Origin of the sequence: Lachnoanaerobaculum umeaense, from assembly GCF_003589745.1 — a bacterium.
Lineage (GTDB): Bacteria > Bacillota > Clostridia > Lachnospirales > Lachnospiraceae > Lachnoanaerobaculum > Lachnoanaerobaculum umeaense.
On sequence record NZ_CP032364.1, the window covers coordinates 2,172,725 to 2,196,288 of the forward strand.

19 protein-coding genes and 3 pseudogenes are annotated in these 23,564 nt (G+C 34.8%); 3 read left to right on the top strand and 19 right to left on the bottom strand.

What is annotated here, in order from left to right:
- Positions 1–17: 17 nt before the first annotated feature.
- The 12 genes and pseudogenes from D4A81_RS10175 to D4A81_RS13520 all read right to left on the bottom strand — a co-directional run bounded on the left by D4A81_RS10175 (position 18) and on the right by D4A81_RS13520 (position 12,150).
- Complete coding sequence (locus D4A81_RS10175) at positions 18–527, bottom strand: shikimate kinase (protein ID WP_111524740.1); 510 nt, start codon at positions 525–527, stop codon at positions 18–20.
- A gap of 67 nt (positions 528–594) precedes the next feature.
- A complete protein-coding gene (locus D4A81_RS10180; protein WP_111524739.1) occupies positions 595–1,683 on the bottom strand; it encodes a phosphotransferase enzyme family protein in 1,089 nt (362 codons plus the stop codon).
- The gene (gene gnpA / locus D4A81_RS10185; RefSeq protein ID WP_111524738.1) at positions 1,680–3,830 is read right to left on the bottom strand and encodes a 1,3-beta-galactosyl-N-acetylhexosamine phosphorylase; all 2,151 of its coding nucleotides are present in this window, start codon (positions 3,828–3,830) and stop codon (positions 1,680–1,682) included. Before gnpA ends, D4A81_RS10180 begins: the two co-directional genes overlap by 4 nt.
- Before the next feature lie 229 nt (positions 3,831–4,059).
- The gene (gene gltS, locus D4A81_RS10190) at positions 4,060–6,207 is read right to left on the bottom strand and encodes a sodium/glutamate symporter (protein WP_111524737.1); all 2,148 of its coding nucleotides are present in this window, start codon (positions 6,205–6,207) and stop codon (positions 4,060–4,062) included.
- A gap of 307 nt (positions 6,208–6,514) precedes the next feature.
- Complete coding sequence (locus D4A81_RS10195) at positions 6,515–7,231, bottom strand: HEAT repeat domain-containing protein (RefSeq protein ID WP_111524736.1); 717 nt, start codon at positions 7,229–7,231, stop codon at positions 6,515–6,517.
- An 11-nt stretch (positions 7,232–7,242) separates the two neighbouring features.
- Positions 7,243–7,476, bottom strand: coding sequence for a hypothetical protein (locus D4A81_RS10200; protein ID WP_111524735.1), 234 nt, complete (start codon positions 7,474–7,476; stop codon positions 7,243–7,245).
- Positions 7,477–7,525: 49 nt separating this feature from the next.
- Positions 7,526–7,840: a very short patch repair endonuclease gene (locus D4A81_RS10205; protein ID WP_242977639.1), complete on the bottom strand. Its 315-nt coding sequence runs from the start codon at positions 7,838–7,840 to the stop codon at positions 7,526–7,528.
- 100 nt (positions 7,841–7,940) lie between these two features.
- Positions 7,941–8,450, bottom strand: a pseudogene (locus tag D4A81_RS10210) (HpaII family restriction endonuclease); the annotation flags it as partial.
- Between the two features lie 118 nt (positions 8,451–8,568).
- Positions 8,569–9,612: a Fic family protein gene (locus tag D4A81_RS10215; protein WP_111524733.1), complete on the bottom strand. Its 1,044-nt coding sequence runs from the start codon at positions 9,610–9,612 to the stop codon at positions 8,569–8,571.
- 249 nt (positions 9,613–9,861) lie between these two features.
- The gene (locus D4A81_RS13290; protein WP_174705947.1) at positions 9,862–10,971 is read right to left on the bottom strand and encodes an HNH endonuclease; all 1,110 of its coding nucleotides are present in this window, start codon (positions 10,969–10,971) and stop codon (positions 9,862–9,864) included.
- A 196-nt stretch (positions 10,972–11,167) separates the two neighbouring features.
- Positions 11,168–11,383: a hypothetical protein gene (locus tag D4A81_RS13515; RefSeq protein WP_243111779.1), complete on the bottom strand. Its 216-nt coding sequence runs from the start codon at positions 11,381–11,383 to the stop codon at positions 11,168–11,170.
- A gap of 122 nt (positions 11,384–11,505) precedes the next feature.
- Entirely contained in the window at positions 11,506–12,150 is a 645-nt protein-coding gene (locus D4A81_RS13520; protein ID WP_330510510.1) for a transposase, read from the bottom strand.
- Positions 12,151–12,182: 32 nt separating this feature from the next.
- Here D4A81_RS13520 and D4A81_RS10230 point away from each other — a divergent pair.
- Together D4A81_RS10230 and D4A81_RS10235 are read left to right on the top strand one after the other, a co-directional pair.
- Positions 12,183–12,735 (top strand): annotated as a pseudogene (locus tag D4A81_RS10230) (ISNCY family transposase); the annotation flags it as partial.
- A 201-nt stretch (positions 12,736–12,936) separates the two neighbouring features.
- Positions 12,937–13,584 (top strand): annotated as a pseudogene (locus D4A81_RS10235) (IS1634 family transposase); the annotation flags it as partial.
- Between the two features lie 505 nt (positions 13,585–14,089).
- Here the strand turns inward: D4A81_RS10235 and D4A81_RS13850 are convergent.
- Together D4A81_RS13850 and D4A81_RS10245 are read right to left on the bottom strand one after the other, a co-directional pair.
- Complete coding sequence (locus D4A81_RS13850; protein ID WP_083810537.1) at positions 14,090–14,374, bottom strand: DUF4491 family protein; 285 nt, start codon at positions 14,372–14,374, stop codon at positions 14,090–14,092.
- Entirely contained in the window at positions 14,371–16,011 is a 1,641-nt protein-coding gene (locus D4A81_RS10245; RefSeq protein ID WP_111524954.1) for a DUF438 domain-containing protein, read from the bottom strand. Before D4A81_RS10245 ends, D4A81_RS13850 begins: the two co-directional genes overlap by 4 nt.
- Before the next feature lie 296 nt (positions 16,012–16,307).
- On the opposite strand from D4A81_RS10245, the gene D4A81_RS13525 reads away from it, so the two are divergent.
- The gene (locus D4A81_RS13525; RefSeq protein ID WP_242977669.1) at positions 16,308–16,604 is read left to right on the top strand and encodes a hypothetical protein; all 297 of its coding nucleotides are present in this window, start codon (positions 16,308–16,310) and stop codon (positions 16,602–16,604) included.
- Positions 16,605–16,676: 72 nt separating this feature from the next.
- Here D4A81_RS13525 and D4A81_RS10260 read toward each other — a convergent pair whose 3' ends face one another.
- The 5 genes from D4A81_RS10260 to D4A81_RS10280 form a co-directional block, all read right to left on the bottom strand.
- Positions 16,677–18,734, bottom strand: coding sequence for a LacI family DNA-binding transcriptional regulator (locus D4A81_RS10260; protein ID WP_111524953.1), 2,058 nt, complete (start codon positions 18,732–18,734; stop codon positions 16,677–16,679).
- Positions 18,735–18,962: 228 nt separating this feature from the next.
- A complete protein-coding gene (locus D4A81_RS10265; RefSeq protein WP_111524959.1) occupies positions 18,963–19,877 on the bottom strand; it encodes a sugar phosphate isomerase/epimerase family protein in 915 nt (304 codons plus the stop codon).
- Complete coding sequence (locus D4A81_RS10270; RefSeq protein WP_111524952.1) at positions 19,874–21,049, bottom strand: Gfo/Idh/MocA family protein; 1,176 nt, start codon at positions 21,047–21,049, stop codon at positions 19,874–19,876. Before D4A81_RS10270 ends, D4A81_RS10265 begins: the two co-directional genes overlap by 4 nt.
- Before the next feature lie 32 nt (positions 21,050–21,081).
- Positions 21,082–22,041, bottom strand: coding sequence for an ABC transporter permease (locus D4A81_RS10275; protein WP_111524951.1), 960 nt, complete (start codon positions 22,039–22,041; stop codon positions 21,082–21,084).
- The gene (locus D4A81_RS10280; RefSeq protein WP_111524950.1) at positions 22,022–23,527 is read right to left on the bottom strand and encodes a sugar ABC transporter ATP-binding protein; all 1,506 of its coding nucleotides are present in this window, start codon (positions 23,525–23,527) and stop codon (positions 22,022–22,024) included. The genes D4A81_RS10275 and D4A81_RS10280 overlap by 20 nt, the downstream gene beginning before the upstream one ends.
- Positions 23,528–23,564: the final 37 nt, after the last annotated feature.

The window sequence follows — 23,564 nt, forward strand, 5'->3', positions numbered from 1 at the left end:
ACAGTATATAATTTATTTTAATTTACGTCAATAATGGATATTATCTTTTTTACACAATCCTCTATGCTGCCGTTATTCTCAACAGTATAGTCTGCATACTTTTGATATTTTGAAATCCTCATGTCATACATCTGCTTAAGTTCTTCCTTTGACTTATCTCTTGCAAGAGGTCTGTTTGTATCTGATAGCAAATCTTCATAAATCTTATCAAAATCCCTTACAAGGCATATGATAATGCCTCCCTTTTTCAAAACCTCACCGTTTCTGTCAAAGGTAAGCATTCCTCCGCCTGTGGAAATAACTCCTGCCGGCATTTTGGAAACCTTTATAGCTATTTCATGCTCCAAATCTCTAAAATAGTCTTCACCATATTTTGTAAATATAGTCGGTATATCCATTTCATAAGTTTCTATCAAAAGCTCATCGGTATCTATATAATAAGTATTAATCTCCTTAGCCAATACTCTTCCCACAGTTGTCTTTCCGCTTGCCATAAAGCCACAAAGCATAATTTTTTTATTTAACATATATCAGTATCCATTTCTATAAATAGCCACAAATGTTTTACTACACTTGTGGCTTCCAACTCATAAACTAAATATACTTTTCTACAATCTTTTTCATCTCTTCAATATGTTCTTCCATATCCGAAATAAGCTTTATTTGAGTTCTTGCACGGTCAAGATTATGATTTTCTCTTGCTATCTTAAAATACTTATCACCCGCAATATAATCTCCCAAAAATCTTATACCGCATTCATAGGTCATTACTATTGCTCCCATATGCAAAAGTTCAATCTCTTTTTTATTTAAACTTTTACCGCAAGCTTCCAAAAATCCCCTTGTAAAAGCCTTAAACAGTTCAATATCAAGACCTACCTTTGACAAATCAACCTCATCTTCAAGTCCTTTATTTGCTCCGAAGCGAATAGAATCACCAAAGTCAAATGCTGCAACTCCCGGCATTATAGTATCTAAATCTATTACACACAATGCCTTCTTGGTATCCTTATCAAATAAAATATTGTTAAGCTTGGTATCATTATGTGTAACCTTCAAAGAGATTTCATTATTTGCAAGTGCTCTGTTAAAGATATGGGTATATTCCTCTCTGTTTAAGAAAAAGTCTATCTCTTCTTTAACAGTCTTTGCTCTGCCCAGAGGATCTTCATTTATCTGTGCTTTAAATGTAGCAAATCTGTCCTCTGTATTGTGAAAGTTTTTGATAACTTCACTAAGTTTATTAACCGGAAAGTCTGCTAAAAGATTTTGAAAATTTCCAAAAGCATAACCCGACTCATAAAACTCTTTGGCATTTGTAACCTGTTCATAGCATATAGTATCCGCTATGAAATTATAGGCTCTCCAAATATCTCCTTTACTGTCCTCATAAAAGCTTTGTCCGTCTTTGGTCTTTATAAGATTTAGAGTCTCACGGTCCGGATCTCCGCCATTTTTTTCAATCTTATCTCTTAAAAATGATGTTACTAAAGCAATATTTTCCATAAGCTTCTTCGGCTCTTTAAATATTGTCTTATTTATCTTTTGTAAAATAACCTTACCTGATCCCTCATAATCCAGAAGATAGGTATCATTTATGTGACCGTTACCATACTCTGAAAACTCTTTCAGTTTGGTAAAATTATTATATTGCTGTAATACTTCTATTACACTTGATTTCATACTTTCCCCTCTATTTCAAACCATTTTATTTCATTAGGCTCAAGTTTAAGTTCAAATGAACTTCCGTCCCCTTTGTATACATTTGTAGACTGAGATTCATATGTATTGTTTACCACACAAAATTTATTATTTTCCACATAGGCATTTACCTCTACATTCAAGTTAGTGCTAAACCATCTGTGTATACCCTCTTCATCATGTGTAGCCCAAAGTATCGCTCTATAAAGCAATCTGTTGTTTTCAAGACTGTAAGGCAAACCGCTGATATAAACCGTACGCCCTTTTCCAATCTCCTTACATGCAAGCTGTACTGAATCTCCTCTTAGTGCAAGAATATCTGCGCCCTCAAGTGCATATATGAAGTCCTTACCTTCGCCGAAATATATCTCATCACAAACTTCCTCTGTAATAAAATGTGATTTTACTTCTTTATAATACTTGCCTCTTGCCAAAGTAAATCCGTTTTCAAGCTCTACTCCAAGCTGAGTTGCAAGCTGCAATGTTCTTCCCTGATAATTATATCCGCTTGGTTCACCTACACCTATAAAGCCTCCGCCATTATATATGAAATCCCTTACCGCTGTAAGTATTCTCTCATCACTCCAATACTTTCCACCGGTTTGTCCTGTGTTCTCATCACCGATATTCATAACTATATCAAATCTGTTTAAAATATCCTCATCTTTTAAAATATCTTCGAAACTGATAAAGTCAACATCAAAAGGTGAACCGCTAAGTGCCTCTATTACTCCGGCATATGAATAGTTGTTCTTATAATATATAGCATGGTGTACCATATGATTTCCCCATGCCTTATATCTTCCCCAACCGCTGAGTACAGCAATCTTCTTGATACAATGTGCCTTGCAACCTTGTGCATTTGCATACAGTTCTCTAAACTCATCACATACCTGCTTTGTATAATCTATAAACTCAGGGAAATCAAGTGTAAGCTTCAAATAACCGCCATAGCCTATTCTGTCTACAGGCTTTCTAAGTATCGCTCTTCTGGCTGTTATCCAATTTCTCTTTGCCTCTCCAAGCGGATCACCTCCCTTATGGAATGTATCCGGAAAGAAATATGGCAAAAGTCTGCCCTCTGTATATTTCACACCTTCTATATCACTGATAAGTCTAAGTGTCTGACCGTTGCCTACACTTCCAACCACTGCATCCAAACCTATATTTTTGAACTCATCCATATACGGCTCCATGCCTATCCAGTGATCACCCAGAAACATCATAGCTTCCTTACCGTACTCGTGAACTATATCCACCATCTCTTTGGCAAGTTTTGCAACTTCTCTTCTTTGGAAATCTATGAAGGCAAAATATTCCTTACACGGAACTCTGTAAGTATTGTTCATATAACCCTGATCTATAATATATTCAGGTCTGAACTTAATACCGGTTTCCTTTTCAAATTGGTCTAAAATATATGGACTTACAGAAGCTGTATATCCATACCAATCCACATACTTTTGTCTTGCAAGTTCATCAAATATCAATGTAAACTGATGAAAGAATGTGGTAAATCTTATTACATCAACCTTTGGATGCTCCTCCAAAAACTTTCTAAGCCTCTTCATAGAATAAACTTTTGTTTTTGGTTGACGCACATCAAAAGTTATCTGCTTTTCAAAATTTGTCCAGCCGTTTGTCACCGCATTGTACATATGTACAGGATCCCAAATTATATAAGCTAAGAAACTTACTGTATATTCATGATATTTCTTTGCATTTATAATTACTTCACCGTCTTCATAACTCCAGTCACTCACAGGCTCTCCGATTGTCCTGTCCATGACTTCCCACCATCTTTTTATATCATCATAATCATTGACCTTTAAAAGATCAGGATGTAAGCCTTCCATCAATCTGATTCTAAGAGTATCCTCAGTTGCCATATGAAAGTCAGTCATTATATACATCTGCTGCACTTCATCAGGATTAGCCTTTGCCCACTCATTATCCTTTCTGGTAGTATAATAAGTGGCATAGATCTTTGCATCAAGTTCCTCTATTTCCTTTGGCATATCAGTGCCGTCACAATCTCTAATGGCATCAGCACCCCAAAGTTCCATTATTTCCTTTGTTTCTTCAATGATATCAACATCTGTAGGTATCGTTACCCTTCCTCTTAACATTTGTCCCCCTAGGTGTTATTTTTTATATTTTTAGTCAAAAAGTATTGTACTCTCTAACATTTTCTCTTTTATTTCACATAAGACTTTTTACAAAAGCTGTCCTATCCAATATAATATTTTATTACAAAAAGTTCAACTAAAATCTTAGTCAAAATATACTATTCTAATAAAAAAACTCACCTCAAAATAAGGTGAGCTTTAAAATAATAATAGTGATATATTATAAGTATTAACCCAAGAAATTTATAAAAAATGTTATTGTCAAACTGTTTAAGAAATCCGCAAACATACTGCCGACTATCGGAATAAGTAAGAATGCCTTAACTGACGGGAGATATTTCTCTGTAACAGCCTGCATATTTGCCATGGCATTAGGTGTTGCACCCATACCGAAACCACATGTGCCTGCTGCCAAAACAGCCGCATCATAATCACTTCTCATACATTTGAACACAATAAATCTTGCAAAGATATACATAAGAACTACTTGACCCGCCAATAGTATAAACAGAGGAAGGGCAAGTGCAGCCAACTGCCAAAGCTTGAGTGTAATCATAGCTACACCTAGGAAAAGTGAAAGACAAATACTTCCAAGATCGTTTATCTCTCCCATATGTATTCTAAAGCCGTCTGTATATTCACTGATATTTCTCATTACAGCCGCAACTATCATAGAGCCTATGTATATAGGGAAGGTCATACCTGTCTTTGAAAGTACAAAAGATATAATAGTTCCAATACCCATTGCAAGTGTAAGCTGATACACTGCAGGTGCATACATAGAAACTTCTCTTCTATGTTTTATCTCCTCTTCCACAAGCATACTGTCATCTTCATATACAGCAGTATCCAGTAGATTCTTTTTTCTAATAAGTCCATTTGCCAATGGACCACCCATAAGTGAACCTGCTACAAGTCCGAAAGTAGCTGCGGCTGTAGCCAAAGTGGTCGCACCGTCAACATTCATATCTTCAAGCAAAGGACCGAATGCTCCCGCAGTACCATGTCCTCCAATCATAGATATGGAACCTGTACACATACCTATAAGCGGATTTATACCTAGAATTTTTGAAAGACCTACAGCTACAAAATTCTGAGATATTATAAGTACCAACACCAACGCAAGGAAAATAAATGTACCCTTACCACCACTCTTTAGTACCTTCATATTTGCCTGAAATCCTACAGATGTAAAGAACATTACCATACAGACATTTCTAAGTGTTTCATCAAAATTTATCTCCATAATACCAAATGCGTACAATGCACAGAATATTATAGCGAAAATCATTCCTCCAACTACAGGTGCCGGAATACAGAAAGTAGTTAAAAACTTTATTTTTTCCTTTAAAAGTACTCCTATAAAGAGTGCAAGTACCGCTACCGCAACCGTCTGATACATATCCAGATTTAAAGTTTTTCTTGAAACTGTATCCGCCTTGACCTCAGCTTTTACTCCGGTTATTCCATTATCACTGTACCATGCACTAGCTGCTTTATGGAGAGGTACATCAATGTTGTTTAGTGTGGATTCATCAAAAACATTTACATTATTACCTGATATCTTATTAAAGCTGTCCTGATGGCTTTTTATTAAATTCAATACAGTTTCAATATTGTTTGAACTCATATTACTGTTTGCCACAAGTACTGCCATTACTCCTACAGTGGTAATATCTCTGTTTATACCCTTATATGTGCCCTTCTTTATTGTTGTAACACTATATCCGCTATAACTGTTTTGAAGAAATCTTATTGCTCTGTCATCTAGTGAAAGAATATCAATAGCCACATTGGAATCCGCCAAATCTGAAACAGCTTTCGTAGGTGCTGATGCTGTTACAAAAAATGCATCTATCTCACCATTTTTCAAGGCATTTGCAGCATCTTCAAATGAAAGATATCTCACATCTATATCATCTATAGTCATACCATAAGCTCTCAGAATATTCTTCGCATTTTTCAAAACGCCGGAGCCCTCTTCACCTACCGATACCCTAAGTCCGTTCAAGTCTTCCACAGAGTTTAGTTTTAATTTCTTATTTACAACTATTTGATAGCTCTCTGTATACAGTCCAGCAACCGCCTTGGTTATTTTTAAAGGATTACCTTCAAACTCACCTTTTCCATTGTAAGCATCTGTGAGTGTATCATTTTGCACTATTGCCATATCCACGATATTGTTTTCAAGCAATCTAAGGTTTGCTGCCGAACCGGCACTTATCTGTATACTCATATCAATATCACTTTCCTGCTCAGCAATATCCTTTAGGGCATTTCCATATGCAAAATATGTACCGCCTGTCCCACCTGTTCCGATATGAATATTATTGTTTTCACTTTGCTTTGCACAACCAGAAGTTAAAAGTACAATCATCAATATAATAAATACAAAACCTAAATTCTTTCTTATTCCTTTAATACGTCATTCCTCCTTCTCTGAATAATAAAAGGGTAGCATATAATGCTCCCCTCAAGTCACTGTCATTTTTTGACGAAAAATATTATACAGAAAATTAGGCTGTACGTCAAATTGATAGATTATCTGGATTCTGCTTTTGATTTAAAAAAGCAATACATATATAACAATATTTTCGGTATTGAAAATAAAAAAATATACAATTTGAAAATATTTAATGATACATATCTACAAACATAAATATTAATCAAGAATATTTTTCTTCCTACTTATTCAAAAATCTCACCGCCGACTTCCTTGCCTTCTCTATTTTTTCACCGTCTATGTCTTCTACAGCCGATGAGCTGATCCACTTTTTTCCAAATAATATCTGAGCTGACTCTATCATAATGCCGCAGGCATATAAATCAGTCTCTGCTGCAATCACAGAAGCAAAACATGCCTTTGTTTTTTCCTGCAACAACTCCTTATCAACTCTGTGAAAAGATAATTGCATAAGACTTGATGCAGCCCATGCCCTGCAAAGACTGTCTTTATCTTCCGACATTTGCTTTATCAAAATATCAATCTCATTTGAAGATCCTATCCATCCAAGAGCTATAATAATCTTTTGTCGAATTAAAGCATCTTTTGTCTCTATAAGTGAGGTCATAACCGGAATAAGCCTATTACAAAATTCTAAATAAAAATCTCTATGTCTCAGTTTTGAAAGTGTCTCAGCCATAAGGTATGCGGTAAATACTTTTAAATTTTCATCTTTTTCATTATCCAAAACTTCGAATAGAAACTCTAAACCTTCTTTATCATGTTTATAAAAACTACCGGACAGATTTAGGTTCGTACCTTCATCCCAGTCTATGCAGATTAATTTATAATGATATCCTATCTCTTCGCTTGCTCCTAAATCTGCAATAAATTTTATTCTTTCGCTGTCGGGGAAGTTTTGTCTTTTTAGTTCTTCATATCTGTTTTGTAGGTCCATTATACATACACTCACTTTTTGTTATCTGTTTTATTTTCATCTTTAAAAAGCTGAAGTGAAATATTCAAATCATCAAAAATCAATATATTTAAAATTATGATAGGAATAGCGAGTATATATTTTATAACTTTTACCACTTTATGGTCTCTTTTATATTTTGAGATTTTTAATACTAAAAGCACAATAATTAAAAATATAAATATAGAGTAAAACAGTATGTCTTCATTGCCGTATATTATTTTCATATATGTACTCCTTTCCGGTATTACCGCAGTGTGTTAATTAAAAATATATTTATGATGACTTTTCATAGCCATTTTGAAGTATTTGGCTATGAAAAATGACTATCGGCGAGAATAATCTCGCCATTATTCTGATTTTGGCGTAGAAAAAAATATAATTGGCGAGATTATCCGCCTTTTCCTGTTCTATCATCTTATCTTTCATCATCTGTTTGATTTCACATCCCAACACTACTATAACATTAATACCCATATTTTCAAGTTTGATGTAGTCTTGCTTATCTCTTTGAACATTCCCCTCCAACTTACTTTTCCAAAAATCATGATTATTCTTAGGTATTGACGCATACCTGCAATTTTCATTCATGTGCCAAAAGCACCTGTTTACAAATATAGCAACTTTGTGTTTAGGAATATAGATATGCGGACTTCCTGGTAAACTTTTATAATTTAATCTGTATCCTTCATTATCTGAATCTCACCTGCAAATTGTGTTTTATAAAGTCTTCTCCGTTTTCACTGTACACTTCCCCGAAATCATGTCTTGATGTGGATACTGTTTCATACTTTGTATTACTTAACAAATATTCTTCAAAGTAATTTCTGTTGTATATATGATATGCAAGAACATTACCTTCCTTTGTAACTACAATATATCCACCTGTGGCCTCATCCAAACCGTCCCAAACTGTAGCTGGTTTCATTCCCAATGCTACAGCCGTCAAAAACTTTTTGAACTTATATTTATAGGCATTTACATTACCGTAGTTCATAGGATTTTCCTTTTCAAGTTTTTCAACCATCTCATTACAGTTGCTGATTCCGTCTTTATAAAAATATAAAAGTGTCTCGGCAATAATTTTATCCATATTACTATCGATAAGTACCAAATTATCCTCAAAAACCCGATTGTTCATTTTCTGGTACTCGAGAGTTCTGTTTTCTTCAATTATCTTATTTATACACCCTCTGATATTTCTAAATCTGCAATAAGTTTTATTCTTTCGCCGTCAGAGAAGTTTTATTTTTTTAATTCTTCATATCTTTTTTGTAAAGTTGTTATAGCACCCCATTTTTGTTTTCAGTTATTATTTTCTAAATCTTAACATACTTTATTGAACGCCCACTACCTATCTGTTTTATTTTTCCATTGTCATGTAATTCCTTTAAGGCTCGTTCTATTGTCCTTTGCGATATATCAGGACAAAGTATCATAATATCCTTTTTAGAAAGCGGCTCTAATGACCTTTGAATAACAGATAATACTCTTTCCGGTGATGTCAATTTTTCATTTCCAATAAGGTTAAATCTGTCATCACATTCTTCATACGCTTTTAATAAAACTCCAAGCATATATCTTATAAAGGGGATTTCATCATTTTCACCTGTATGCCACTTTTCACTTGATCTTTTCAACTCTTCATAATAAGACTCTTTACTCTCTTCAATCAGCATCTCTATACTTATATACCTTCCAACAAAGTAACCGAACTTATAAAGTAAAAGTAATGTCAGTAATCTGCTCATTCTTCCATTACCGTCATCAAAAGGATGGATACATAAAAAATCATGTATAAGTACAGGTATTAAAATTAATGCCGGAATATTTTCTTTTAACGCTTTCCTATAAGCCTCAACCATTTTATCAAAATACATTTCTGTTTCAAAACTGCTTACCGGCTGAAATCTCACTTTTCTGTTGCCTAACGCATCTACTTCCATAACAGTATTGTCTAGGGTCTTAAATTTTCCTTTATAGTTTACATATGAATATGAATATAGCTGATTATGGAGAGTTAAAATATCATTTTTATTAAATTCTATATATGTATAATTTTCATGAATAATGTCAAGTACATGTCTATATCCTGCAATCTCCTCCTCATTCCTGTTTCTGGGGTCTGACTTTTTATTCATCAGTTCATTAAGTCTTGCATCATTTGTATAAATCCCCTCAATAGCATTCGAAGACTTAGTACTTTGTATTTTAGCTACATCAATCATCTTATCCAAAACATCAGGATAATTTTTTACATAAAGTTCTTGTTTCCCCTTATATTCGTGAATTTTTGCAATTGTATGATATATATTTACAGGCAAAGACAATTCCATAAGCTTTAAATAATTGAATTCTCTCAAAACATCACCTCTCTTTTCTCGCCATTATAGCATATTTGGCTATGAAAAATAAATAATGGCGAGAAAAATCTCGCCATTATTAGGGTTTTGGCGTAGAAAAAATACTGTTGGAGATATTATAAAATATCCTAGATTATAGTCCTAATATATTCTCACTGTCTGTAATTTATCCCATTATATTATTATAAATAAATAATATGACAAACTTTTGAGGTAATTAAGTAATCCTGTTACTAAGTATCTGTAAAACTACCTTTTTAGTATAAAGATATTTTTTCTATGATACTTCAAATATTCTCTATTTCCATCTGTAAGTTTTATACTCATATCTTGTCTAAGATTTAGAAATACTCTATTTATATCATCAAGCTCATCTGAAATTATAATCAAACCATTATCATCAAATGATATATACCCTCTATCAAATGCCTTATCATGGTTTGGACACAGTAATAATCCATTATCAATATCCAAACGTTCATTTTCATCGCTATCTTTCCATGGTTTAATATGACTTGCAATAAGAAAATCTTTCTTTGTTACATTACATAAACAACAATGGCTGTACCTACACAATAACTGTTCTTTAAATATACCTTGATTAACACGTATTTTAACTACTGCCCCTTTATCTATTCCCTGTAAATTAAGTTTTACAATTTTATCTTCTACTTCCTTAGCATTATTATAGTATTCGTCTTTAAGTTTATATCCTTCGATCTTTTTATTATTTTTCTTCAACCATTCGCAAAAACTCATGAATACTTCGTTACTCCATGAAGATAATTCCGGTATCGAATTCTTCCAATCACGTAGTATTATATTATTATAAATAACATCTTTCTTATCATCATAGGTTAAACCAAGTCTATCAAAGTAGCTTTTTAAACTTGTTTCTGTAACTACTGGAATAATCATTCCAGGAAAATAAGTGATAATAAGCCTAGATCTAAATGGCTTATATAGTCTACTATTTGCTATAGCATTATAATCCTCATTTTTAGCATCCTCCAGTAGTTTAATTATATCTTTTTTTATGGCTGTAAATGCTCCTTCATAATCATCACCATATATATCATAAGTTGGTGAAAGTGTAGCAGTTATACCTCCCTTAAGATATATTCCAAATCTATATGGGTGTACGTTCCCCATAGATGCCATATCTTTAAGTTCATCCTTTATCCTATAACAGAAACTCATCTTACTGCCTATAGCATAATCATTCAATGAAAGTTCCATTAATGATTCTATCGGATAATCCTCAACAAATTTCCTTCTTGATTTTTCTGCGTTCTTATGCCACTCAACTGCTTTATCATACTCATACTCTTTAAATAACTGTATTTCTTTAAGACTCAAGTCAAATCACCCTTCTTACAATCTAAATTATTAGGCGTTTGCGAAACGCCAAAAGCCGTATAAATACGCAATGTCATTAACTTAACGTTTGTAGCATACTCTTGCAAATAAGGGTATGCTCTTTTTCTTTCACTTTTACTATTATTAGCTTAAAAAGAGCATAGTTCACCAGTTTAAATCGAAATACTTATTCAGTTTAGAAACTTCGCTTATGTGTATTCGAGAAATTTGCTGCAAGCTGTCCTTTAGTTCTGTGATAATGTCTATCATGCCTTATCAGCACTACATTTTTGCTTATTTCATCATACAATGCCTGTAGTAGCACTACTTTTTTATTTCCATCTTTTTCTATAAGAATGTATATTAGGTCATTTTTCAGAAGTCCGATACTTAGGTTTCGGTTTAACTGCATTGTATGTTTATAATCATTCTTTAGGTGCTCCTGGCTACTTTCTTCTATATCACAGATTATATCTTCTGCAAGATTGCTAACATAAATAGTGCTGTTAATGTCCTGCTCAATAAGCTCTGATTTTATCCCTGTGAAATTTCGATTTTTAATCTGTCTTTCAAAACTTCATAGGCCGTCTCTATACCCCAGCGCATATGATACAGTTCTGCAAAGCATTCCTCTGGAAATTTATCCCGTGGAAGATTAGTAGCGAAAATTTCTGACTTTCCATCATCTAAACACACCTTTACAAATCTCATTGAAAAGGATTCTCTGCTCATCATGATAGTTTCTTCTTTTTTGCCAATATAATTTCTCCTTCTAGCCTTTGTTAATGTTATGTCGACATCCTCATCATTTGATTTTAATTCTTTCTGTTCAGCCTTATAGTCACTTGTTTTTAGTCTTGCTACAAAATACACTCCATCATCTATAAAATTCAAAAATGCCGGTGTCGAAGGATAACCTCTATCCATAACAACAAGATAGGGATATCTGTTTCCGATTGTATCCTTTATTCCTTTTAACTGTTCCTGGGCTACTCGCATCTCATCAAACTTTACGGTATTAATACTGCTTTCCAGAATAAAGCGATTAAGAACGTCGTAAATACATCCCAGCCCAATCTGAGCACATGGTTTTCCTCCTCTCACTGAGGCACTTCCGTATTTCTCGATGGTTTCATCAGTTGTAGGAATATTTATATCAGATCCATCTGCAGCTAAAATAAGGAATCCTTTATAGGTATATGGTTCTACCTCTTAAACCATCTATATTCCTTGGTGATGCAGCCTTTGATACCATTGAGATTTACAAATCACTTTTTGAAGATTTCAATTTCCAAAAAGCATTTATTCCTTTAAAAGTTAATCTCTCAATGGATAATGTTAAATATACCTTCAATGAAAATGGTATTCCTTGTTGCCCTCATGATTCTTCACTTCCGATGAAACGTGAAGGAAGTAAATCCCATTTAAGGAGCAAGCTGTCTACAATGAAGTTCGTTTGTTCAAAAATGAAATGGGAATACAACCGACAAGACAAGTCCAAACGGCGTGTCTGTCACTGTGACAATCCTTGTACAACTTCTTCCTGCGGTAGAATGATTTATGTTTATCCTGAAAAGAATCTCAGAGCTTATCCCGGAGTAGAACGAGGTTCTAAAGAATGGGATGAGACATATAAGATCAGGGTAAATGTTGAAAAATCAATCAATCACTTTAAGGACAGTTTCTGTATTGCCAAACGGAAAACAACAAATGAAAAAACACTACATTCCGATTTACTGCTGGCCGGTATATCACAGTTATTAACTGTAGTTGTTGCTGATAAAATCAACCAACGACAACATATCAGAAGTTTAAAATCTTTAATTGCTTAGGACTTATCAACTTTATATAAGCACTATGCTTATTAAAGTGCGCCTAAATCTTCCAGTTATCAACTTTTTAGCTTAAAATTTGTGCTTTGCATAAATTTATCCTTGTATGCAATAAGTATTGCGAACAAGCTCAGTGAGTTTCGCAATTACCTATCGGGATTATATGAGAAAGATAAGGAATCGTCAGCTTGAACGCGCTGAAAAGCTCGTCGAAAATCCTTCTTCTCTGAATAAAAAATGTCCGAACGATCCCAAGCGTTTTATACGTCAGAATCACTGTACCTCTGACGGAGAGATTGCAGATAAAATGATCCTTTCGATAGATGAAGATGTTGCAACAGAAGAGGAATGTTATGACGGTTTCTATACCGTATGCACAAACCTGGAGAATGTGGCAACGATTATAAGTATTAATCAAAAGCGATGGCAAATTGAAGAATGTTTCCGGATTATGAAGAGCGAATTTCAAGCCAGACCGGTATATCTCAGTATAAAAGATCGAATCACGGTACATTTCATTACCTGCTTCACCGCCCTGATTCTTTATCGTATTCTGGAGAAGAAGTTAAGTGAGAGTTATACCACTGAAAGCATTATAAGAACATTGAAAGAAATGAACATGCTGATAGCCCCCGGTGAAGGATATATCCCTGAGTACACACGAACCGACCTTACAGACAAACTCCACGACACATTTGGTTTTAGAACGGATTACGAGATTGTATCTCAAAGAGAAATAAAAAAGATTTTAACCACAACGAGAAAGCAGAAATATTGCTAGAATTCAAAAAGAAAACAAGAGCCTATAAATGGCGTAGTTACGCCGTTTATGGGCTCTTGACTCTTTCGCAACCGTCAAAGACGGGAGTATATATCGATTGAATATTGTATACAATAAGAATTATTATTGTTTTTAAATTAGTGCAGACTAACTTTTACACAAAAATATCACAGGCGTATAAAAAATATTAAATAATAAATAAAAGTAAAACAATAAAAACAATATAATGAAATTCGTGCTTTATAAGCAAATGCCTATATAGCATAAAGAATAAAAATAGGATATATTCTTATTATTAGAAAAAAGCATAATGAAGAATATGAGGGGTGATTTTAGAAGTATAGGGAGAATGAAAAATAATTTTTTTATATGTATTAGTGAATAAAATAGAAAATTAAAAAAAGTGGCTGTAAAAATAGAAGCTTGAAACTCTTTTCATGAGTTGTTGCCTAAAGAGAGCTTTCTATTTTTACAGCATCTATAGCTTTATTTTCGTTGTATTGAGCTATTTTCTCTTTGGATTTTTCGGGAACCATCCTTTTTCCACTCTTTTTTCCTGCTCATATAATTCATGGATACTCCAAAAGCAGGAAATGCCAAAGATGGCCAAACTTCCGGAGAGGAAAAGAGAAGGGAGAAAAATGCTGGCTACACAAGCGAATAGACCTATTATGAAAAAAAGCCAGGCTATTTTTTTACTAAAGTAATACTCCGCATAGACCACTATTGGGTGAAATATCCCTATACAGAGAAAGCAAACCAAGCCTAAGAGTAAACCTTGAAAGCTCATAGTTTAAAATACTCCCGAAGCTCTCGAAGCAGAGTGTTAAGATCCACCTCTGCCCGTTCACTCATCATCTTTACCGTGGCTTTCGGCATCATAATACGAGCAAGAGGAGTGTTTAAGGCCTTAAAGCGATCGCTTAATCGGAAAAGGAGAGTCTTTACATTGGGATCTGCTTCCAAAATATCTTTTAACAGAGTGTCTTCGGTGATTTCTGTCAGCTTGCCGGCTGTCAAAGACTCTGTACTTTCTCTATTTTCTTCGTCTCCCAAAGTCCCTGCGTTTTCTTTATTGCCTACATCTTCAGAAGTCTCTGAGTCTTCTCTCTTGTCTTCGTCTTCAGCAGTCTCTTTGCCTTCACCCTTTTCCTGCTGCTCCCAGGTCAGAAGAGTTTGAGAGCCCTGTAGGGAACGGATATGGGTGCAGTCCTGCATCATTTCCAGCACACCGCGGAACTTTCCCTTTTCATCTCGAACCGCATAGTAAACGATATAAATAAAGAGGTCCGGCTTGTTGATCCAAAACTCAGCCTTGTCCTGCTCTCCGGAACGAAACTTTTTGATGATTTCCTCAACGATATGTACAGAAGCCTTGGGATGACAGTTTTTCACATCTCTTCCGATGACATTTTTACTTCTGGGAAAAACTCTGTGCTTGGTGTCGGTGTAGAAGCACACCAGTTCATTTTCGTCCACATAGGAAAAATCCACCGGCATGTGCTGGTAAATCAGGTTAATCTGATCCAGGGTAAGCTGACCGGTAGTAACATTCAACTTTTCTTCTTTATTGTTAAAGCCGTATTTTCCCAGAAGACCGGCAAGCTCTTCCGCAAAACCGGGAGCGGAAGAAAGTCCAGATAGAGGAGCACCGGATGTAGAAGCTGAGACAGAAGAGGAAGCCGAAGCTGAATTGTTGGACTTATCTGCTTGCACGCTAATATAGGCAAAACCGATTTCCCGGTCTCCCTCGGCCATATAACGGAACTCTTCTTCATTAATCATTTCCAAGGAGGTGGGGTAGAGGATATTTTCTTCCTTGTCCATCAAATCCCGAACATCAGCCACAAGTTCTGCCTGCTTTCCGATAAATTCCTCTTCCTTATCCTCTAAAAGAAGATTGTAGCACTCTGAAATCTCATCCCGGATAAAGTCATCCAAAGTCCACATGGTGGTGGTAGGGCGGGTAAAGCCTTTCTTTTCCAAAACTGGGTATAATTGGTTTTGCTTTCTGGACAAATGAATCTTGAATTTCAACAAGTCTTCATAAAGCTCCAGCCATTGGTTTTTAATGAGAGGGTACTGCACCAAATCCTCAACGGAAAGCAGTAGTTCCTTCATTTTGGCATTTTCCCTACGGTAACAGGAGATGGGATGATTTTCCGGAAGCTCTTGATCCTTTGTGACTAAAACATCCTGGAAGACCTCCAGCATAGCTTGAATATCTTCCTTAATGCACTCATCTTCGGTTTCTTCCACCATTTCCTGCTCGATAATGGCGATTTCATAGGGGGCAAGGTGCTGTACTCTATCTTTAAGGGCTTTTCTTGCTTCTTCCAAAGAAATCTTTCCCTCATCATAGGCGGATTTTATTTCATGGACAATTTCTAACTTCTTACCATCAATATTTTGAAAATTCTCTCTCATAGCTTTCTCCTTCAGGGGATATTCCTATCTGCTATCCAATTAGATTAGAAATGAAAATATAGTATTGCATAGTTGGTTAGAATAATCTAACTTATAATATTATAGCAAAAAGGAAGAAAGAAAAGCAATGAAATTTCCATCCTAGGGTGAAAAGTTTATTTCCACTATCCCTATATTAAAGTTGCAAGAAATCAAAGAAATTTAAAAAAAGAGCAGATAATAAACATCTGATTGGACGTACATATAATGATTATAAGATATACATTGATGACAATCCGAATGCTCTTATAACTCAAATGGATACAGTCTATAACGACGAAACCACTAGACCATTTATTCAGACTTTCAAATTTATTCCATCAGGCATCTTATTCGCACTATATCAAACTGAAAAAACATCCTCTGCTATGAAAGATGGAGTAAATACATTAGAGACTATTCTTGGCAAAGATGTATTTAGAAAATATGTAAATGTTTTACTAACTGATAGAGGTTGTGAATTTTATGCAGCAAAGGATATGGAAACAGATATTGATGGCTCCACACGCACTAGGGTATTCTATTGTAATCCTATGCAAATGTATCTCTTTTAAAAGATAAAATTCAGTACCTCTATCATATGCTGTACACACTATCTCAACTTTTAAACAGCTAACTTTACACTATCATTCACTCATAAACTGTTCGTTCTTCTGCAATGCCTCCACTATTTCCTTTGGTGCCTTGCTTCTATATATTGTACTCCAAGATTTGATCAGGTTTTCTGATGTAACAAATACAGGTTCAACTGCAATAAAAGAAGGAACTGCTTTTCCAAGCAAAGCATTTGCTCCACATAAAGCAGCTGCCTGGCCCTCTTCAAAAGGCTGCTGTGCACTTAATACCTTTATACATCCTCCTTTAGCCATATCTAAGGCAACCATAAAATCAAGATCAGATGTTGCTACCGCAATATCCTCTCTGTTTATGTCATGAAGTGCTTCCACAACCCTTATTGCCGGTCCCTCCCATGAAACATATATTCCGTCAATTTCCGGATGCCATCTCAGAAGTTCCTTAGTCTTCTCATATTCATCTTTTTTAGAAAATACTTCTGTCGCACAAATATTCAATTCAGGATATTCTTCTCTTATAATTTGTTCCACAGCTAAATCTCTCTGATTTGTGGCATAGAATTGATGTCCATATCGAATTATACCGATATTTTTCTTATGATTTAAAAGTAAATAATCTCCCAGACCTCTACCTATATTTCTTCCATTACTGCGTTCATTAACATTAATACAAGATACATATCCTGTTCCCTCAAAACCGTCAGGAACATGTCCCATAAATACCAGTTTTGTCTTTGTCCTTATTACTTCTTTAAATACATCCTGCGTCATTGTATGGTTTACCGGAAATGCAATCATAATATCAGGTTCCAGCATTAAAAGACTTTGTATTTGTTTTCTTTGCATAGAAAAATCCATCTGACATCCCATTACAGCAATTATAGTAATACCAAGTCTGTCAAAAACATCTCTAACCCCCTTCTCATGCAATTTCATAAAGGAAGCTCCAATATAATGATATACAATAACCGCAGTATATCTTTTCATTCTGCAAATATCCATTTCCTTTTCTGTTAAAGATAGTGTATACATATCCGCACTTTTTTCTCCAAATGGTCCTCTTGCTGCACCGGTAATTGAATCTCTAATAATCATTTTAGCCGGTATAAATATTGGGGAAGATTTTTTAAAAACCACCTCAAATTTATCATTTTCTGATAATTCTTTTATTCTATTAAGCATAAGTTCCGCCGATTTTTCTGCAATAAGTTCAAAGTCATTTTCAGCCATAGAAAGAGAAGGATTTAGATATGATGCACTGTCCTCATTTCCAAAGCACATAATTGATAAATCTTTCGGACATCTGACATTTCTCTTCATCATATAACGATATACTCTATAAATATAATCAGAATCTGCAATTAAAAGTGTACTTGGAGCATCATCTCTGCCTAATAGCTCTGACAGCATACCAGATATACTTTTCTCAGAGCTGTCTTTATGCAGTACATATTGCTTTTTAATTTTAATTCCACCATCTTGAAGAGCTTTTTCATATCCTTGTAAGAAGTCCTTATTATAACTCTTTAATAAATCTCCCATAAGTATAGCTATTTTTTCATGGCCACTTCTAATAAAATGAAGTGTACAATCGTATGCTGTTTTATATATATCTGTTGATACTCTGTCAAATGCAGAGTCATCCACCTCATTTCCAATTGCCACACAAGGAATATTTAATGAGCGAACTATTTTTTGAATATATAATTTATCAGTTCTAACAGAAACAAAAACACCTATAATTTCTTCATTTCCACTCAATAACTTGTTGACAATATCCATTTCTAATTCAGTGTTACAATTTAAACGGATAATGGTATAGCCCTTATCTTCAACCAATGACTTAAGCTTACTCCAAACACTACTTACATATTTATCATCTTCATACTGACAAATATATAGTAATATTCCTTTTTGAGATTTATATATATTTTCACGAATTTTTTTTTGTCTTCTAACAACAAATTTGGGTGGAAAATCAGCGTTCATTATTGCCTGCTCTACCTTTTCCACAAGCTCAGGGCTTACATATCTTGTTTTATTTATTACATGTGAAACTGTTGCAGTAGATACTCCTGCCATTTTGGCTATATCTTTTATGGATGCCATATTTTCTCCTATTTCAAAATATTATCTGTCCTGAAGTAGTTCCCTTGCATTATATAAGGCTTTGATTTACAAATTGGTACAAACTTAATTTGTAACTATTATAACATTTAAGCTGTTATTTTTCTATCAAAATCAATATAAGTAGTATAACCCTTCTGTCAAAAAAGGCACTGAAACAATATGTATCAGTGCCTTACTATTATATTCTAAATAGTACTTTTTAAAAAATTATATAACAAAATTTGTCATATATTTTTTTGAAAGTTTTAAAGAATCGATAGTTTTCTCTTTTGAACCTTCAAAATATTTATCTTCTATTTCTATACAAGTGTATCCATCATAGCCAATATCAGTTAAAGCAGATACATATTTACCCCAATCAACATCTCCATAACCAGGTATCTTAGGTGACATAAACTCTAGAGGATATGCCATTACACCAACTTTATTCAATTTGTCACGATAAAGCTTTATATCCTTAAAATGAACATGGAAAATCTTATCCTTAAATTCATAAATTGGTTTTATATAATCTATCATTTGCCATACAAAATGAGATGGATCATAGTTGATACCAAGGTTGTCGCTTGAAATAATATCGAAGACTTTTTTCCAGATAGCCGGTGTTGTCATCAAATTCTGTCCTCCTGGCCACTGGTCCGGACCAAATAACATAGGACAGTTTTCAATTGCCACTTTCACTCCACATTCTTCAGCGAGCTTAATAATAGGTGGCCATACTTCCTTTACAAGTTGTAGATTATCTTCAACCGTCTTAGTCTGATCTCTTCCTATAAAGGTTGTGACCATATTAACACCAAGTTTACTACTAAACTGTATTACCTTCTTTAAATGTTCTACGGCTACAGTTCTTTTCTCCAAATCTCCATCTAAAGGATTAGGATAGTATGCAAGAGATGAGATTTCTACTCCCTTAGTTTTGCAAATATTCTTTATATATTCTACATAGGAATCATCAGTATTTTCTACATCAATATGACTTACACCTGCATATCTTCTCTCTGCTTTACCTTTGGGCCAACAAGCTACTTCAACACATTGGTATCCCAAGTCAGCCGCTATATCCATCATTTCTTCGAAATCACTTTTATCAAGTATAGCACTTACAAAACCTATTTTCATTTCACCTGTACCCAAGCTTTCTTCTCATTTGATTCAAGAACCGCCTCACAAACTCTATCAAGCTGATATCCTACTGTAAAGCTTGTAGTTGGCTGATATCCACCCTCTACTGCCTTTGCAAACTCATATGCTTCAATTGCCTTAAGCTCACCATAACCAATGTTCATTCCAGGTATATTCCAAGTTACATCTCCATGTGGGTTTGCCGGACCTGTATATATCTTTCTGAAGCCTCTCTCTCCATCATTGTCTTCCATACCATAGCATACTTCAAGCTCATTTAGACGCTCATAGTTCCATGTAAGTGAACCCTTTGTTCCGTGAACCTCAACTGTAAGGTAGTTATTACGTCCCCAAGCCATTCTTGTTGCTTCTACACTACCGATTGCACCGCTGTCGAATTTGCAAAGTACTGATACCTCATCATCAACATCTACAACCTGCTTCTTTGCATCATCACCAAGCTTTACAGTTCCCAAAAGGTCTACTCCGCCTTCCTGAACAGGACGCTCATTTATGTATGTCTTTACCATTGATACTACATCTGTTACATTGCCTGCAAGATACTGTGCAATATCAAGTGCATGTGTAAAGATATCACCAAGTGTACCTGCACCTGCTGTTTCTTTTACAAAACGCCATGACAATGGAGATCTTGGATCTGCAGACCAACTCTGCAAATACTGTGCGCGCACATTTGTGATTTCTCCAAGTCTACCACTTTCGATAATCTTTTTAGCTTCATCTATTGCAGGAACTCTTCTATACTGATATCCGCACATAGACACAATGCCCTTCTTTGCAGCTTCCTCTGCAGCTTCTGCCATAGCCTTAGCATCTTCTGTCTTTGTTGCAATAGGCTTTTCACAAATAACATGCTTTCCTGCCTTTAAAGCTGCTATTGAAATTTCTGCATGAGAATCATTTGGTGTACATACACAAACTATATCGATCTCCGGATCATTTACAATGTCCATATAATCTGTACAAGCTTTTTCAAAAGAGAAACGCTCCTTAAAATCCTCAGCAATCTCAGGTACTATGTCACACACTGTTTTAAATACCGGTACATAAGGTGCATCTGTAAATAATTTAGGCATATTGGAAAGTGCAACACAATGTGCTTTCCCCATAAATCCTGCTCCTACAACTCCTACTTTTTTGATCTTCATTACCTTTACCTCCTAAAGTATTTTAAATTTTATTATTTTCTTTTTTTATTTTGAACAATATTACTTAAAGCAACTGCGAAAATAATAATTGCTCCGTTTACAATTTTCTGCTGAGCAGATGAAAGTCCTGCTAAGATTAAAGCATTATTAATCATTCCCATCAAGAGTGAACCTGCAAGTGCACCTATCATAGATCCTGTTCCTCCGGACATTGCCGCTCCTCCAAGTACTACAGATGCAATTACTGACATTTCATCTCCATCTCCAAATGAGTATCTACCTGATTGCATTCTTCCGGCATACATTATTCCGGCAAATGCTGAAAATGCTCCTGACATCATAAAAATTGTCATTTTGATTTTTTCAGTCTTCAAACCTGAATATTTTGCTGCAAGCTCATTTCCTCCGGTTGCGAGTGCATGACGTCCAAAGCGTGTCTTATTAAACAATACAAATCCTATAATATAGAAAACTATTGTCCATAAAATTAGAACTGATACTCCACCAATATAGCCTGTTCCAAATATTGTGTTGAAAACTTGATTTTTAATCGGAACAGCAGCTGTATCTGTTATCCACATAGCCATTCCACGAATAACCTGCATCATACCAAGTGTAGCTAAAAATGATGGTAACTTAAGCTTTGTAACAAGCAAACCATTTATACATCCTACAAATATTCCAAATAGTAATGACAATACGATAGCAAGGAAAATACTATTTGTGGCCTGTAGTACAAGTGCTGAAAACATTGCACTCATTGCAGCTGTGGAGCCTACGGTCAAATCTATCTGTCCTGCTCCAAGAACAAATACTCCTGCAACGGCCATCACAGAAACCATTGCTGTTTGCCTTAATATGTTAAGCAAATTTCCTGAAGCAATGAAGCCTTTACCACCTAATACAATTGAGAAAAATATAAATACTATCCCAAGGACAATATATACAGTAAATTTGCTCATCTCAAACTTCTTATGGCTTTTGGATTGCATTCTGTAATTCCTCCTCTAATTTAATATCTTTTCTACTTATCATTCCTGTAATTCGCCCATCATAGAGTATAATTATTCGATCACATATTGCCATCATTTCGGCAAGCTCAGAAGATACGAAGATTACTCCACAACCTTGATCTGCAAAACTTCTTACTATTTCAAGTATTTCCCCTTTTGCACCTATGTCTACTCCGGCAGTAGGCTCATCAAGCATAATTACTTTAGGACAAGTATTCATCCACTTAGCTATTACTATTTTCTGCTGGTTTCCACCAGATAAAAGGCCTATTTCCTGATCCATATGCTCTGCCTTAACACCAAACTTTTTAATGTTATCTTCAACAAGAGCACATTCTTTCTTATCATCATTGAATATACCTTTGATGCTCAATCTATCCAGAATAGGTAGGACTGCATTATCTTTTATCGAATGCATCAATACAAGTCCTTCTTTTCTCCTGTCTTCCGGAATAAAAGCAAATCCATTCTTTATAGCATCAGTAGGATTTTTTATATGAACTTCCTTATCATCCAGCGTTACTGTTCCGCCTTCTTTCTTTCTCAATCCAAATAAGCTCTCAAGAATCTCTGTTCTACCGCTTCCCATCAAGCCGGCAAAACCAACAATCTCACCATGTTTTAATGAAAATGAAATATCATTTATTTTCTCATTTACTTTTAAATGTTCTACCTTCAGTACATCTTTAGCATTTTCATCATGTTTTCGTTCAACCCACTCAAACTTATGACCTTTACCAGAAGTTCCTCCCATCATATAGGACACTATCTTATCTAATGTCATGTCCTTTATATCCTGAGTAGTTACATGCTCACCATCTTTAAGAATTGTAATACTGTCACAAATACTTAAAATCTCATTCATACGATGGGATATATAGACCATTGAAACTCCTTCATTTTTCAGCTGTGTTATTATCTCAAATAAACGCTTTGTTTCTGAATCCGAAAGAGCAGCTGTCGGTTCATCAAAAACAAGAATTTTAGCATCTTTTGAAACTGCTTTTGCAATTTCAACCATCTGACTCATTCCTACACTCAATTCAGACACAACTGTTGATGGAGAGATGTCCATTCCAAGACGATGCAAAATCTGACTTGTCTTTTCATTCATTGCTTTCACATCTCTAACACCATTTTTAACAATTTCTGTACCAAGGAAAATATTCTCTGCTACTGTCATTGTTTGCACAAGTGAAAGTTCCTGGAAAATCATTGCAATGCCTTGCTCTTTAGCATCCAAAGGTTTTTCTATTACAGTCTCTTTCCCATCAATGAAAATCTTTCCCTCATCATGTGTATACACTCCTGTCATTATCTTCATCAATGTGGATTTACCTGCACCATTGCCTCCTGCAAGTGCATGAACTTCCCCATGTTTTAATTCAAATTGCACATTCTTAAGTACTTTAGCATCACCAAATGACTTGCAGATGCCTTCCATCTTTAATACTGTGTTTTCCATTCTATCCCCTTAAAATTAAATCAGGCACTTATCTTAT

What these genes read in the sequence shown, in the direction of transcription:
- D4A81_RS10280 (WP_111524950.1), bottom strand. Translation starts at nt 23,527, where the DNA reads ATGGAAAACACAGTATTAAAGATGGAAGGCATCTGCAAGTCATTTGGT.
- D4A81_RS10180 (WP_111524739.1), bottom strand. Translation starts at nt 1,683, where the DNA reads ATGAAATCAAGTGTAATAGAAGTATTACAGCAATATAATAATTTTACC.
- D4A81_RS10205 (WP_242977639.1), bottom strand. Translation starts at nt 7,840, where the DNA reads ATGAATGAAAATTGCAGGTATGCGTCAATACCTAAGAATAATCATGAT.
- D4A81_RS10275 (WP_111524951.1), bottom strand. Translation starts at nt 22,041, where the DNA reads ATGCAATCCAAAAGCCATAAGAAGTTTGAGATGAGCAAATTTACTGTA.
- D4A81_RS10200 (WP_111524735.1), bottom strand. Translation starts at nt 7,476, where the DNA reads ATGAAAATAATATACGGCAATGAAGACATACTGTTTTACTCTATATTT.
- D4A81_RS10245 (WP_111524954.1), bottom strand. Translation starts at nt 16,011, where the DNA reads ATGAGAGAGAATTTTCAAAATATTGATGGTAAGAAGTTAGAAATTGTC.
- gnpA (WP_111524738.1), bottom strand. Translation starts at nt 3,830, where the DNA reads ATGTTAAGAGGAAGGGTAACGATACCTACAGATGTTGATATCATTGAA.
- D4A81_RS10270 (WP_111524952.1), bottom strand. Translation starts at nt 21,049, where the DNA reads ATGAAGATCAAAAAAGTAGGAGTTGTAGGAGCAGGATTTATGGGGAAA.
- D4A81_RS10260 (WP_111524953.1), bottom strand. Translation starts at nt 18,734, where the DNA reads ATGGCATCCATAAAAGATATAGCCAAAATGGCAGGAGTATCTACTGCA.
- D4A81_RS10175 (WP_111524740.1), bottom strand. Translation starts at nt 527, where the DNA reads ATGTTAAATAAAAAAATTATGCTTTGTGGCTTTATGGCAAGCGGAAAG.
- D4A81_RS13515 (WP_243111779.1), bottom strand. Translation starts at nt 11,383, where the DNA reads ATGCAGTTAAACCGAAACCTAAGTATCGGACTTCTGAAAAATGACCTA.
- gltS (WP_111524737.1), bottom strand. Translation starts at nt 6,207, where the DNA reads ATGATTGTACTTTTAACTTCTGGTTGTGCAAAGCAAAGTGAAAACAAT.
- D4A81_RS10195 (WP_111524736.1), bottom strand. Translation starts at nt 7,231, where the DNA reads ATGGACCTACAAAACAGATATGAAGAACTAAAAAGACAAAACTTCCCC.
- D4A81_RS13850 (WP_083810537.1), bottom strand. Translation starts at nt 14,374, where the DNA reads ATGAGCTTTCAAGGTTTACTCTTAGGCTTGGTTTGCTTTCTCTGTATA.
- D4A81_RS10265 (WP_111524959.1), bottom strand. Translation starts at nt 19,877, where the DNA reads ATGAAAATAGGTTTTGTAAGTGCTATACTTGATAAAAGTGATTTCGAA.
- D4A81_RS13525 (WP_242977669.1), top strand. Translation starts at nt 16,308, where the DNA reads ATGGATACAGTCTATAACGACGAAACCACTAGACCATTTATTCAGACT.